Origin of the sequence: Streptomyces sp. CA-111067 (assembly GCF_050956065.1) — a bacterium.
Classification (GTDB): domain Bacteria; phylum Actinomycetota; class Actinomycetes; order Streptomycetales; family Streptomycetaceae; genus Actinacidiphila.
Genome location: NZ_CP192103.1, coordinates 7,182,308 through 7,195,898, shown reverse-complemented (window position 1 = coordinate 7,195,898; position 13,591 = coordinate 7,182,308). Strand labels below are relative to the sequence as shown.

The window sequence follows — 13,591 nt, the reverse complement described above, 5'->3', positions numbered from 1 at the left end:
ATTGCGTGACGGGGCTCACAGATGCTTCTATCCGTTAAGAAGCTTTACTAACGATTGATGGAGGTCCCCCACCCGCCATGACATCGACCCGTACGCGCCTCGCCCTGGCAGCCGCCGCGGCCCTCGCGCTCGCCGTCCCCCTCGCCGTCGGAAACGCCGACGCCGCGACGAAACCCACCGCCGCCACAGCGGCCCCGGCCGCCGCGCCGGCCACCACCTACACCGCCGCCCAGGTCCTCGCCGGCATCCAGCAGAACTCCACCGCCGCCAACCAGGTCAACACCAAACCCCACATCAACACGATGACCCGCGCCCAGAACGTCAACGTGTACCAGGTCGCCTCGGGCGTCTATGCCTACACCTCCGGCATGGCCATCGACACCGACGGCAGCGACCCCGACCCCGATCCCGACCACCAGGGCGAGACGACCTGGGAGGACAGCAACGGCCAGGCCCTGGGCGCGCACCACGTGCCGTTCTACGTGCTCGGCGACGACTGCTGGGACCGCAAGACCCCCTGCCCGCACTTCTTCTACGAGGAACACGGCATGTCGGGCCGGCAGTTCGCGCTGATGTTCTACAACGGCAAGGTCATCGGCTCGATCTTCGGCGACACGCAGACCGCGAACAACCAGACCACCTCCGACAACGACTCCCGCGAACTCGGCGAGGCGTCCGTGAAGGCCGCCCAACTGCTCGGCATCCCGAGCAGCGGCACCACCGGTGGCGTGGACAACGGCGTGACCGTCGTGATGTTCTCCGGCTCCAACTGGGTCGTGAACGGCTCCAACTCCAACCTCAACAACAACGCCCAGGCCCTGGTCCAGACGGCCCTGGACAACCTCGGTTCGAGCATGGCGGGCACGGGCACCACCCCGCCGCCGAGCGGCACGCTGTTCGAGGCGGAGACCGGCTCGATGTCCTCCGGCGGCACCTTCGACTCCAACCACCTCGGCTACACCGGGACCGCCTTCGCCAACCCGGCGAACGCGACGGGCTCGTACCTCAACATCCCGGTCACCGCGTCCGCCGCCGGCACCAAGACCCTGACCTTCCGGTACTCCGACGGCACCGACGCGGCCCGCCCCGCGAAGATCACGGTCAACGGCACCTCACGCGGCACGCTGAACTTCCCGACCACCGCCGACTGGGACACCTGGTCCACGGTGTCCATATCGGTGCCCTTGAACGCCGGCGCGAACACGATCCGCGTCACCGGCAACACCTCGGACGGTCCCGCCAACATCGACTCGGTAACCGTCTCCTGACAGACCCCGTCAACAAAACCCGGCGCCGGCCGGCGGCCACCCCCGCCGACCGGCGCCAACCCCCGTCCCCCACCCGGCGCACCGCCGCTCAGGCCGGCCGGGTCCTTCTACCTGTCAGGCGTTGGCGTAGAAGGTGTAGTTGAAGGTGTCCGACCGGTTGCCGCCCGCGTCGACGCTGTAGACGCTGAGCGTGTGCGGACCCGCGGACGGCGGCGTCAGGGTCACGTCGACCGGGGCGCCCGCGGTCGTCGCGACCGTCTGGACGGCCGGGGCCCAGTCGGTCGAGTACCGATACGACACGACGTCAGCGACGCCACCACTCGACAGCGTGAACGTCCCCGGCGTCCTGGCCTCTCCGGTGTTCGCCGGCCAGCCGCCGGAGCCGTCGGGGAACTGCGGGGAGACCACACCAGGCGCAACGCTCGGCCGGACGCCGTCGAAGACGAAGTGGCACTCCGCGCTCCACGCGCTGGCCAGCGAACCGTGCTCGGTCCTGGCGGTCCAACTGAGCGTGCCCGTCCCGGTCATGCCGTCGTCGGCGAGCAGCTGGGTGATGACCGACGTGTGCACCATGAGGGTCCCGACGGTGCCGGAGGAGACGGGGATCGTCTGCTCGGCGACGTCCGTCCCGTTGCCGAAGCCGGTGGGCCAGATCTTGAAGTGCGCGTCGAGCCCGCCGCCGGCCGGATCGGCGAAGGTGCCGCCGAGGGCCACGTCGGTGTTGCCGATGGTCGTGTACGGAGCGCTCGCGCCACAGGTCTCCCCCGAACTGGGGCTGGTGAACAGCCCCGTCGGCACGCTCGGTCCGGTGTCGGACGCGTCCGCCGAGGCCATCGGCGCCCCCGCCCCGATCAGCGCCACCGCGGCGACGAGTGCGAGCGGAAGCCTTCGTGTCTGCACCTTCACAGTCCCCCTCCTTGAACCATTCATTCCTTTTCCTTTTCCCTCCGGGCAGCGCCCGTCCATCCCAGAAATACGGAACACAGCCCTCCGCAAAGGACTGTTCAGCGTTCCGCCCTGGCCCCGGACACGAGTATGCCCGAAGGTTCCCACCGCGTCAGATGGAATTACCCCCCGCTCCGACCACGGCACCCCCGGACGCCACCCCCTGCGATCGGCCCACGGAGCCCGTCGCGCAGGTCACCGCGTATGCCGGTAGGCGAGCCGACAGGCTCTCATCCCGCAGCGCAATGCACCCGACCGCGCTCCCATACAAGGGGCGCACAACCAGTTCCGATTCGCCCGAGGCCGCCAAAACAGCCCGCGCAAAATGCCCCGGGATCGCCCGCGACGAGTGAACTCTCGCTCAACTGCGCCAGACACTGATCAAGCGATAAGAGCCGGCCCGCCGCGGGTCAGACGTCGACTCGGGCAGTGCCCAGGGTGGAGGCCGAGTCGGTGATGAACCAATCGGCCACCGTTCCGACTTGCGGCGGAGCCGCCCATTCGACTGGGGCTGAGGGAGACGTGCTCGAGTGCGCGCCATCGTTCCTTGAGTTCGGCGGCTGCCGTCGCAGCCTGGTCGGTGAGGACGTCGATGCCTTTGCCTCGCGACCGTTATCGGCCTCGCCTCCCGCCGCCTGGCTGGCTGGCTGGCTGGCTGGCTGGCTGGCTGGCTGGGCGATCGCACGCGCACCAGGCTGGTCATCGACGCCCTCGCCGCCGCAGAGTTGTGGTCAACCCAGGCCGACGGCCGCGAGCAGGCGGTAGAAGGCTCGATTACCCAAGCGAGGGCACCGAACGACAGTGCCATGGCCGTGCCGACGTCGGACTCCTCAGATGACGAATCCTCTTGACTCCCTGAAACGGCGACTCCATTCGACGCCAGCATGGATGCCGGAGATGATCGGCGCATGACGGCGCTGGATGAGACTCTCGAAGCGATCACAGACTGGTTTGCCCATGCCGAGTACTCAGGGCTGATCCTTCCCAGGGGGTGGTTCGGCCGACCCTTCGACAATCAGCATCTGCTGACCTGGGCGCATGCCCGCCAAGGCAAGCTGCTACTCGAACTCGATGACCAGCTGCTTCTCGTTCTGACCACCCCCGGCCGGCCGGATACCAAGGACCGGAACCTGACCGTGACGTTCGCGCAACTGGTGTTCGACTGGCAGGGCTATGGCGACCTGCAGCCGCACGCCGAAGTCTTCAGCGACGGCGAAATCCAGTTCGTCGGCCACCCCATGTCGACGATGTGACCAAGTGCCGACGATCGGGCCGGGTGTGGACCAGGTGGTCCGTCAGCGTCGCTTTGTCGGGATCTTGCGGTCGACCTCCACGGGTCGTCGAGGAGGCTCGCGCCCTTGGCCTTCCCGTCGCGGTCATCTGGCCGACCAGCGCCGAGCGGCGTAGCCGGTGATCCCGTCCCCCGAAATCCTTGGACCGGCAAGCACCTAACGGCCACGCGACTGCGGCCCGACTCCGAGGAAACGAAACCCGGCCGCCGCCAGTAGGCGCCGTCAGTAGGGCCCACTGACGGCGGCCCGGCGAATGCGTCGTTCGGCGCCTGCGGGGGCCTTGTTCATCCGGATTCATCCGGGGCTCTGCCGCAGCACTTTGTGCGTGCAGCGCCGATCGCGTCCATGGGGCAAGTATCTGGACGCCGCATGTATGTCAGAGGTGGCGAGCCGAATCGGATTGACGCGGCCGCTGCTTCACGGGATGAACTTCACCTCTGGGAAGGCCGGGCTCGGGCCGTCGAGGCGATGCCCTCGGCGGTGCCGCAGGTGCAGGTCGAAGAAGGCGAGCGGGTAGGCCTGTTGGATCCGTACCGACCGGGCCGGGTCGAGGGTGCCGATCCAGTCCTGGATCTGCTCGTCGGTCATCCCGAGGATCTTGCCCGCTTGCGGGATCAGTGTCGCGTCGTCGCCGTATGAGTTGTGGATGGCCCCGTCGGCCTGGATGTCGAGCCGCCAGCTGCGAAGCCGCGTCCAGAACTCCTCGACGTCGGGCATGGTGGCCCGGGTGAACACGGCGGTCATCATCATGAACGGCCGGTCCAAGTCAACGGTGATGGTCGGCTGCATCGGGCCGTCGATGCTGAGCCCGGCGCGGACGCGCCGGTCGGCGAGCATGGTGAGCGCGGTGGCGGTGCCACCCTTCGACCAGCCGAACGCTCCGACGCACCGCGGGTCGAGTGCGCCGAGCAAGCCCTGGGGCAGTGCCTTGCCGTCGACATCGGGGTTGTGCCCGGCGGCGAGACCCTCCACACAGTCGAGAAGGAACGTGAGGTCGGCGGCGAAGTCCCTCGGGTACATGGGAACGTCGTCCGGGGTGGCCACCCGGCCGTCGGGGAACTCGGTGAAGGTGTCGTGGGTGTGGTCGACGGTGACCACGCCGTAGCCATGGCTGGCGAGTTCCTGGACCATGATGGTGTGGTCGCCGCGGTGGCTGCCCGAGCCGTGCGCGTACACGATGACGGGGAGGCGGTGGCCCGTGCGGCGCACGGGCGCGCCCAGGTGCCCGGCGGTGAGCGGGCTGAGGGCGGGGTCGAGGGGGAAGCCGACGTCGGCGAGGAATGCCCGGAGCGCGCCCTCGGTCATCCACGGGGCGCGCGGCAGGTTCTCCGCTCTGCGAGCGGGATACCAGACGCTGGCCATCAACTCGCGGTAACGCCCCGGGCCGGCCGCGGGATCCGGGCGGGAAGTGTCGACGAGGTGCAGGGGCACCGTGCCCACCGGGTACGGTCCGGTGGGCACGGGCAGGGTGAGCGGCACCAGGTCCGGGGCGGCCGAAGCCGCCCACGCCTGGTGTGCGGCGCCCATCGGCACGGCGGCCCCGACTGCCAGCGCGGCTCCGAGCATGCGGCGGCGCGTCATTCCTTCTCGGTTCATGAACGGGGTGGTGGTCACGGGCTCTCCCTGGGGTCTGGGCAGCACTGGGTTCTGGGCAGCATCGGCCGCTCGGTGATGGGGGGTGCCGGGCCCGCCCGGCAAAGTTGCGGTCGGGATCAGCTCAAGGGGCCCGGTGGAGTGCGGCCGTCGCCCGGCGCTGACATGAGGTAGGCGAGCACGGCCAGCACGCGGCGGTTGTCGTCGTCTGAGGGGGCGAGCTGCAGCTTGGCGAAGATGCTGGTGCTGTGCTTGGACACGGCCTTCTCACTGATGAAGAGCCGGTTCGCGATGGCACTGTTGGAGCGTCCCTCGGCCATGAGTTCAATCACTTGGCGCTCCCGTTCGGTGAGCCGGGAGAGGGGTTCGCGGTCGCCGCGGCCACGGCGGCCGAGCAGCTTGGTGACCACTTCGGGGTCCATGACGGTGCCACCCGCGGAGACCGTACGGATCACGTCGACGAACTGGTCGTCGCTGAACACCCGGTCCTTGAGCAGGTAGCCGACCCCTCCGGACTGGTCGGCGAGCAGTTCCTGGGCGTAGATCTGCTCGACGTACTGGGAGAGGAGGAGGATCGGCAGACCCGGGATCCGTTCACGGGCGGTCAGTGCCGCCCGGAGCCCGTCGTCGGTGTGGGTGGGCGGCAGCCTGATGTCCACGATCGCGAGGTCCGGCCGGCACTCCAGCAGCGCGCCGAGCAGGCCAGGGGCGCTGTCGGTGGCCGCCGCGATCTCGAACCCGCGTGCCTTGAGGAGCCTGACCAACCCCTCCCGGAGCAGGAAGAGGTCCTCTGCGACGACTATTCGCACGGCACCTCCATGGCCACGATCGTCGGTCCCCCGGGCGGGCTGCTGACCGCGAGGACTCCGTCGAAGGCCGCCAGCCGTCGCTCCACCCCGGCCAGCCCGGTGCCCCGGGCGGGATCCGCGCCGCCCACTCCGTCGTCGACGACCTCGATGCGCAGCACCCCCTCGGCCCGGGCCATGCGGATCTGGAGTCCGTGCGCCGAAGCGTGCCTGACGGCGTTGGTGACGACCTCGGCGACGCCGAAGTAGCAAGCCGATTCCAGAGGGTCGGCGAGCCGTTCGGGCAGGTCGATCTCGGTCTCGCACGGCAGGGGCAGGTCCAGTGCGAGTGCCCGGACCGCCTCGCCCAGACCCCGGTCGGCCAGCATCGGCGGGTGCATCCCCCGGATCAGGCCGCGCAGTTCCTGCAGTGCCGCCGCCGAGGCGACGCGGGCCTCCACGACCAGTGCGGCGGCCTCGTGCGGATCACTGTGGATCATCTCCTCGGCGACCCGGAGGTTCATCCCGATGGTGACCAGGCGCCCCTGCGCGCCGTCGTGCAGGTCCCGCTCGATCCTGCGCAGTTCCGCAGCCGCGGAGCCGACCGCCTCGGCCCGCGTCTCCGACAGCTCCCGCACCCGCCGGGTCAGCCCCGGATCCGGATCCCGCCCCAGCATGCGCCTGACATGCGGCAACACGGTCAGCGGCAGCAGCCAGAGCCCGAGGGTCAGCAGCACTGCCCCCTGGATCCCACCGAGGACCGACGCATGGTGAGCCGTCTCCACGGGGAGCAACGGCGTCGGCCCGCGCGGGGACCCGAACTTCTGCACCACCCCCAGGGATCGCCCGAATCCGCTCTGGGCGATGTCGTACACCCCGATCCCCACGAGTCCCAGCGCCGCCAGGCCCGCCGCCGCTCTCGGCCACCGCACCAGCCCGACCACGACGGTCCCCAACAGCGCCAAACCCATCAGGTAATCGGCCACTGCCAGCCTGATCCCGGTGCCCGGCGGCGCGGACTGCCACAGATCGAGGCCGAGCAGATCACCGGTCATCACCACGACGGCGGGCAGCAGCAGGGCCCAGCGCACGGAACTCGACACGTCGGCCGCGGCCAGACGCACGGGCCTGCCGCTCGCCGGCCGACGCAGAGCCGCACAGGCAACGGCGGCGAGCAGCGGGACGCTCACACAGCCCACCATGACGTTCAGCGATGTCGGCCCGTGGCCGGCAGAGGAATAGGTGAGCCAGTACGTCCACTCCAGCAGTTCGCCCGTCACTGCCGCGACCGCGGGCAGCACCCACCATTTGGGGGCGCGAACGGAGGGGATCAGTACGGTGGCCAGCAGGCCGGCCATCAGCAGCGCCGCGGGGAACAGCCCGCCGGGTTCCAGTTCCGGCAGGGTGACGATATAGCCGCCCCCTCCCGTGGAGTTGTGCAGGGCCAGCAGCAGGGCCGGCACACTGCCGTACGCGGACGCACCCACCAGCCCTGCCACGACGGGCCAGCCGATCCGCCCAGCCGGTCGCCCGATACGCCCCGGCCGGTCCCGCGCCTGCTCAGCCCTGAAGGCCAGCACAGCGCAGACCGCGGTCAGCGTCACCAGCACGCCCGCCGGCCAGGGCGCTGCCCCGTACATCGGAAACGGCCACATATCCGCCCCCCGTCTCAGCATCCGGGCCACGCGCTGTGGCCCGGAAATCATGCTGCTGCTCGGGACCGGCAAGCACCATGGGCCGAAACCTACTTCTGAGGTAGGCAAACACCCACCCCGACCGGAACCGCCCCGGCCGTCTACGCTCCTTGATCGGCGACTTCTACCGTGATCTGCTCACCGCCCCGCCCCGCCCGGCGCCAAGAGCGCGTACGAGTGGGGCGACCGCTACCGCGCCCATCCACGCGTCCAGGCGCTGTACGAAGCCTGGGGATATCGCCGCGTCGGCACACGACGGCGGTGACGCAGAGGCCCGCGCGGCAGCGTGACCGGCTCCAGAACTGATCTCGCGTCAGTTCCCTTGCGGACTGCGTGCGGGCCGCCGGGCCGCCCTGAGTCGGCCCGGCTGCAAAGCCGCGGGTCAGACGTCGATGCGGGCCATGTCCAGCGTCGAGGCAGAGTTGGTGATGAACTCCTTGCGGGGGGCCACCTCGTTGCCCATCAGGAGGTCGAAGGCCTGTTCGGCCGCGTCGAGGTCGCTGATGTTGATGCGGCGGAGGGTGCGGTGGCGGGGGTCCATCGTGGTTTCGGCCAGCTGGTTGGCGTCCATCTCGCCGAGGCCCTTGTAGCGCTGGATGCTGTCCTTGTAGCGGACGTTGCGGCGCTGGAGGTCGAGGAGGGTCTGGCGCAGCTCGTTGTCGGAGTACGTGTAGACGTACTTGTCGGTGCCCTTCTTGGGCTGGACGAGCTCGATCCGGTGCAGCGGGGGGACGGCGGAGAAGACCCGGCCCTCGGTCACCATCGGGCGCATGTAGCGCTGGAAGAGCGTGAGCAGCAGGCAGCGGATGTGCGCGCCGTCGACGTCGGCGTCGGCCAGGAAGATGACCTTGCCGTAGCGCGCCTGGTCGATGTCGAAGGTGCGGCCGGACCCGGCTCCTATCACCTGGATGATCGCCCCGCACTCGGCGTTCTTGAGCATGTCGGTGACCGACGACTTCTGGACGTTCAGGATCTTGCCGCGGATCGGCAGCAGCGCCTGGAACTCGGAGTTGCGGGCCAGCTTGGCGGTGCCGAGGGCCGAGTCGCCCTCCACGATGAACAGTTCGCTGCGCTCGACGTCGTCACTGCGGCAGTCGGCGAGCTTGGCCGGCAGCGAGGACGTCTCGAGCGCCGTCTTCCTGCGCTGCGCGTCCTTGTGCTGCCGGGCGGCGATCCGCGTCCTGGCCGCGGCGACGGCCTTCTCCAGCACGGCCCGTGACTGTGCCTTGGTGTCGCGCCGGGTCGAGGTGAGGAACTCCTTGAGCTCCTTGGCCACCACGTTGGCGACGATCCGGTTGGCGGCGGAGGTGCCGAGCACCTCCTTGGTCTGGCCCTCGAACTGCGGCTCGGCCAGCCGCACGGTGACCACCGAGGTCAGGCCCTCCATGGCGTCGTCCTTGACGACGTCCTCCTCGGCCACCCGCAGCAGCTTCGTCGAGCGCAGCACCTCGTTGACCGTCCTGGTCACCGAGCGTTCGAACCCGGTCACATGGGTGCCGCCCTTGGGGGTGGCGATGATGTTGACGAACGACCGCGCCGTGGTGTCGTAACCGGTGCCCCAGCGCAGCGCGATGTCCACACCCAGCTCGCGGGTGACCTCGGTCGGCGTCATGTGGCCGCGGTCGTCGAGGACCGGCACCGTCTCCTTGAACGTGCCGCTGCCGGTCAGCCGCAGCACGTCGCAGATCGGCTTGTCGGGGGCGAGGAACTCGCAGAACTCGCTGATGCCGCCGTCGAAGTGGAAGGTCTCCTCGACCGGCTTCTCGGACTCGATGCCGCGCTCGTCGCGCACCACGATGGTCAGGCCCGGCACCAGGAAGGCGGTCTGCCGGGCCCGCTGGTGCAGATGTTCCAGGGAGAGCTTGGCGTCCTTGAGGAAGATCTGCCGGTCCGCCCAGTAGCGGACCCTGGTGCCGGTGCGGGTGCGCGGGATCCGCTTGGCCTTGCTGAGGCCGCTGCCGGGCTCGAAGGGCGCGTCAGGGCCCGTCTGCTTGCCGGTCTGCTTGAAGGCGCCGGGCACGCCCCGGCGGAAGCTCATGGCGTGGATGCTGCCGCCGCGGTCGACCTCCACGTCGAGCCGGGCCGACAGCGCGTTGACGACGGAGGCGCCGACGCCGTGCAGACCGCCGGAGGCCGAGTACGAGCCGCCGCCGAACTTGCCGCCCGCGTGCAGCTTGGTCATCACGACCTCGACGCCGGACAGCCCGGTCTTGGGCTCGACGTCCACCGGGATGCCCCGGCCGTTGTCCCTGACCTCGATCGAGGTGTCCGGGTAGAGGATCACCTCGATGTGGTCGCAGTGGCCGCCCAGCGCCTCGTCAACGGAGTTGTCGATGATCTCCCAGACGCAGTGCATGAGGCCGCGGCTGTCGGTGGAGCCGATGTACATGCCGGGCCGCTTGCGTACCGCCTCGAGTCCTTCGAGGACCAGCAGATGCCGCGCGGTGTAGTTGGAGCCGTCGCGATCTGCACCCGTCAGCAGTGCGGAGGGCGGCACGGATGTTTCGGCGGTCACGCGGGCAACTCCTCGATCAGGATCTTCTGAAGGTCTTCAGCCGTTTCGGTGAGAGGGTACCGAGATCGGGGCGGACGACAGCGCCGCGACCCGGTATCCGGACCCCCCATGCTAGCTCTTTTCGATCACCCGTTCGATAACCCGCACGAGTGATACACATGTCACGTTCCCAAAGAGGCATGAACCATTTAGGCTCCGGGCACGTCCTCACCAACGACCGGTCATCCAGTCCGGGACGAGTCTGGACAACAGCTCCATACGCGACATCTGACGCAACTGACTCCTATTCGCCGCCAATCAGTAACAACCAGTCACTCTGAGGCCGGATTCTCAGGAAAAGCCGTCAGCGGGAACGTTTTCGGCCTGGTTGGATGTTGACCCTGGTACGACAGCTCGTCGAGCTAGAGAAGAGGCGACGTGACTACTGTTCTGACCCCCGCGAGTCCGCTGACAGCGGCAGACCGCTGCGACCGTTGCGGCGCTCAGGCCTACCTGCGCGTCGTCCTCATCAGTGGCGGTGAGCTGCTGTTCTGCGCTCACCATGGACGCAAGTTCGAGCCGGAACTCAAGAAGATCGCTGCGGAAATACAGGATGAGACCGGACGGCTGACCGACACCCCGGCGTCGGCGGGAAGCGACGAGCGCTGACACATCGCACCAGCGACTAGCTCGGACCCGCGGGCGGACAGACCCCTTGAGGGGGTGTCCGCCCGCGGGCTTGTCCCGAGGCCGTCAGCAGGTCCGAAGCCGTCAGCGAGGCCATGGCCGTCAGCGGGCCCGGGGCCGCGGGCAGGCCCGTACGCCCTCCGTGGGCCCGTGCGGCGCTGAAAGCCCCGCGCCGCTACTCGTGCTGTGCCACCAGCCCGGCCACCGCCGACACCCGGGTGTAGACCCCGGGATACGCGGCCTGCGCGCAGCCGCTGCCCCACGACACCAGGCCGACCACGCGGTCGGCGACGACCAGCGGCCCGCCGCTGTCGCCCTGGCAGGCGTCCTTGCCGCCGCCCTTCGCCCCCGCGCACACCATGGACGCCCGCACATACGTGCCGTCCGTACTCCCCGGATACGCACGCTCGCACGCCGTGTCCGAGATGAGCGAGACCGTGGCCGTACGGAGCACGCTCGTGTAGTCGCCGTTCCCGGTGGTGTCCCCCCAGCCGTAGACCTGCGCCCGGGTGCCGGCCGCGTACGAGGCCGTGTCCCCCGGCTCGGCCATCGCGATGGCCGAATCGGCCGGCAGCGCCTGCGCCAGGGTGATCACGGCGACGTCCCCGGCGTTCGTCGAGGCGTCGAAGTCCGGATTGACCCACACCTGGGACAGCCGCACCTCCTGGCCGCCGGTACCGCTCAGGTCCGTACGGCTGGCGATCACCCGCAGGTCCGGCAGCTGCTTCCAGTCGCTGACGCCGAGCGCCTCCTGCCCGAAGCAGTGCGCGGCCGTGATCACCGTACGCGGCGCCACCACCACTCCCCCGCAGAACTGCCCTGACCGGCTCGATCCGAAGCGTGCCCGGCTGGACAGCGCGACCACCCACGGCTGCTGCTGCGTGGTGGTGGGGCTGCCGCCGATGACGACCCCGTTGGCGGCGGCGGGCCCGGCCGGTGCGGCCAGTGGGACGATCAGCGCCGGCAGCAGCGCGGTGGCGGCGAGGACGGCGGCCCGGCGGCCGGCCGCGGCCCGCAGGCGTGGCCGCCGCCGTTCCCTGGTCGGAACGCGGACGGCACAGCCGGCCCGGACGGCGAAGGGGAAACGCATACGGCCTCCTGACCCTGCGAACAACTCTGAACACCCAGAGTCATCGATAGGGCCGGAGGCCGCATCCGCAGAACCGGCCCGCCAGTGGCGGGCCGGTCATGGGTCGGGCTGCCGCGTGCCGGGTCAGTCGAGGTAGTCGCGGAGCACCTGGGAGCGCGACGGGTGGCGCAGCTTCGACATCGTCTTGGACTCGATCTGCCGGATCCGCTCCCGCGTGACCCCGTAGACCTTGCCGATCTCGTCCAGCGTCTTCGGCTGGCCGTCGGTGAGGCCGAAGCGCATGGAGACCACGCCCGCCTCCCGCTCGGAGAGCGTGTCGAGCACCGAGTGCAGCTGCTCCTGCAGAAGCGTGAAGCTGACGGCGTCGGCCGGCACGACCGCCTCGGAGTCCTCGATCAGGTCGCCGAACTCGCTGTCGCCGTCCTCGCCCAGCGGGGTGTGCAGGGAGATCGGCTCGCGCCCGTACTTCTGGACCTCGATGACCTTCTCGGGGGTCATGTCGAGTTCCTTGGCCAGCTCCTCCGGGGTGGGCTCGCGGCCCAGGTCCTGGAGCATCTGGCGCTGCACGCGGGCCAGCTTGTTGATGACCTCGACCATGTGCACCGGGATGCGGATGGTGCGGGCCTGGTCGGCCATCGCGCGGGTGATCGCCTGCCGGATCCACCAGGTGGCGTAGGTGGAGAACTTGAAGCCCTTGGTGTAGTCGAACTTCTCGACCGCGCGGATCAGGCCCAGGTTCCCCTCCTGGATCAGGTCCAGGAAGAGCATGCCGCGGCCGGTGTAGCGCTTGGCCAGCGAGACCACCAGGCGGAGGTTGGCCTCCAGCAGGTGGTTCTTGGCCCAGCGGCCGTCCTCGGCGATGATCTCCAGCTCGCGCTTGAGCTTGGGGGCGAGCTTGTCGGCCGCGGCGAGCTTGTCCTCGGCGAACAGGCCGGCCTCGATGCGCTTGGCGAGCTCGACCTCCTGCTCGGCGTTGAGCAGCGGCACCTTGCCGATCTGCTTGAGGTAGTCCTTGACCGGGTCGGCGGTGGCGCCGGCGACGGCGACCTGCTGCGCGGGGGCGTCGTCCTCGTCGTCGTCGGAGAGCACGAAGCTCTCGGACTCCGTCTTCTCCGTCTCCTCCTCGCCGCCCTTGCCGGTCGCGGCCTCGTCGAGCGGCTCCTCCGCCGTCTCGGCGGCGGCCTCCTCGCCTGAGGCTCCCGCCTTCTTGGCCGCCGCCGTCTTCTTGGCGGGCGCCTTCTTGGCAGCGGTCTTCTTGGCGGCGGCCTTCTTCGCGGGCGCCTTCTTGACTGGGGTCTCAGCCTCCACCGATGGCTCCACCGTGGTCTCGGCCGGGGCGGCCGCCTCGGGGGCGGCGGCCTCGGGCGCTACGGTCTTCTTGACAGGGGCCGCCTTGCTGGCGACGGTCTTGGTGGCAGTACGCTTCGCCGGGCTCTTGGCTGCGACGCTCTTACGGGTGCGCTTGGGCGCCTCAGCGGCAGTCACCATCAGCGTCACACCCTCCTCGTCGAGGACCTGGTTGAGGCTGCGCAGAACGTTCTTCCACTGGGTTGCCGGAATCTGGTCCGCTTCGAACGCCAGACGCACGTCGTCGCCTGCGATCTGCCCCTGGGCCTTACCCTGCTCGATGAGCGCCATCAGAGACTCGGACTCGGCGATCTCGGACGGGAGCGTACGGGATGTGCTGGCCGACACGAACAACCTCTCGGAACGATGGGAACGACTCGGTGGAACCGCACAGCG

At 69.5% G+C, this 13,591-nt stretch carries 10 protein-coding genes; 3 read left to right on the top strand and 7 right to left on the bottom strand.

The window, feature by feature from the left end:
- The first annotated feature begins 77 nt into the window (after positions 1-77).
- Positions 78-1,268: a glycoside hydrolase family 75 protein gene (locus ACQPW6_RS31985; RefSeq protein WP_433893191.1), complete on the top strand. Its 1,191-nt coding sequence runs from the start codon at positions 78-80 to the stop codon at positions 1,266-1,268.
- Positions 1,269-1,382: 114 nt separating this feature from the next.
- On the opposite strand, the gene ACQPW6_RS31980 is transcribed toward ACQPW6_RS31985, so the two are convergent.
- Positions 1,383-2,174, bottom strand: coding sequence for a hypothetical protein (locus tag ACQPW6_RS31980; RefSeq protein ID WP_433893190.1), 792 nt, complete (start codon positions 2,172-2,174; stop codon positions 1,383-1,385).
- A gap of 947 nt (positions 2,175-3,121) precedes the next feature.
- Between ACQPW6_RS31980 and ACQPW6_RS31975 the strand changes: the two genes are divergently transcribed.
- A complete protein-coding gene (locus ACQPW6_RS31975; RefSeq protein WP_433893189.1) occupies positions 3,122-3,466 on the top strand; it encodes a hypothetical protein in 345 nt (114 codons plus the stop codon).
- A gap of 456 nt (positions 3,467-3,922) precedes the next feature.
- Here the strand turns inward: ACQPW6_RS31975 and ACQPW6_RS31970 are convergent, their stop codons facing one another.
- From ACQPW6_RS31970 to ACQPW6_RS31955, 4 genes are all read right to left on the bottom strand, one after another.
- Positions 3,923-5,119 carry an alpha/beta hydrolase family protein gene (locus ACQPW6_RS31970; RefSeq protein WP_433893188.1) on the bottom strand — a complete coding sequence of 399 codons (1,197 nt, stop codon included), beginning with the start codon at positions 5,117-5,119 and terminating at the stop codon, positions 3,923-3,925.
- A gap of 98 nt (positions 5,120-5,217) precedes the next feature.
- A complete protein-coding gene (locus ACQPW6_RS31965; protein WP_433893187.1) occupies positions 5,218-5,907 on the bottom strand; it encodes a LuxR C-terminal-related transcriptional regulator in 690 nt (229 codons plus the stop codon).
- Positions 5,898-7,493, bottom strand: coding sequence for a sensor histidine kinase (locus ACQPW6_RS31960; protein WP_433893186.1), 1,596 nt, complete (start codon positions 7,491-7,493; stop codon positions 5,898-5,900). The genes ACQPW6_RS31965 and ACQPW6_RS31960 overlap by 10 nt, the downstream gene beginning before the upstream one ends.
- 466 nt (positions 7,494-7,959) lie before the next feature.
- Positions 7,960-10,092 carry a DNA gyrase/topoisomerase IV subunit B gene (locus ACQPW6_RS31955; RefSeq protein ID WP_433893185.1) on the bottom strand — a complete coding sequence of 711 codons (2,133 nt, stop codon included), beginning with the start codon at positions 10,090-10,092 and terminating at the stop codon, positions 7,960-7,962.
- A gap of 417 nt (positions 10,093-10,509) precedes the next feature.
- Here ACQPW6_RS31955 and ACQPW6_RS31950 point away from each other — a divergent pair, with 417 nt between their 5' ends.
- Complete coding sequence (locus ACQPW6_RS31950) at positions 10,510-10,740, top strand: DUF7455 domain-containing protein (protein WP_433893184.1); 231 nt, start codon at positions 10,510-10,512, stop codon at positions 10,738-10,740.
- A 193-nt stretch (positions 10,741-10,933) separates the two neighbouring features.
- On the opposite strand, the gene ACQPW6_RS31945 is transcribed toward ACQPW6_RS31950, so the two are convergent.
- Both ACQPW6_RS31945 and ACQPW6_RS31940 read right to left on the bottom strand, forming a co-directional pair.
- Positions 10,934-11,848 (bottom strand): S1 family serine peptidase, encoded by a 915-nt coding sequence (locus ACQPW6_RS31945; protein WP_433893183.1) that lies wholly within the window; start codon positions 11,846-11,848, stop codon positions 10,934-10,936.
- 123 nt (positions 11,849-11,971) lie between these two features.
- A complete protein-coding gene (locus tag ACQPW6_RS31940) occupies positions 11,972-13,543 on the bottom strand; it encodes an RNA polymerase sigma factor (RefSeq protein ID WP_433893182.1) in 1,572 nt (523 codons plus the stop codon).
- Positions 13,544-13,591 lie beyond the last annotated feature (48 nt).

Coding starts and splice junctions, on each gene's coding strand:
- ACQPW6_RS31945 (WP_433893183.1), bottom strand. CDS start 11,848: ATGCGTTTCCCCTTCGCCGTCCGGGCCGGCTGTGCCGTCCGCGTTCCG.
- ACQPW6_RS31975 (WP_433893189.1), top strand. CDS start 3,122: ATGACGGCGCTGGATGAGACTCTCGAAGCGATCACAGACTGGTTTGCC.
- ACQPW6_RS31985 (WP_433893191.1), top strand. CDS start 78: ATGACATCGACCCGTACGCGCCTCGCCCTGGCAGCCGCCGCGGCCCTC.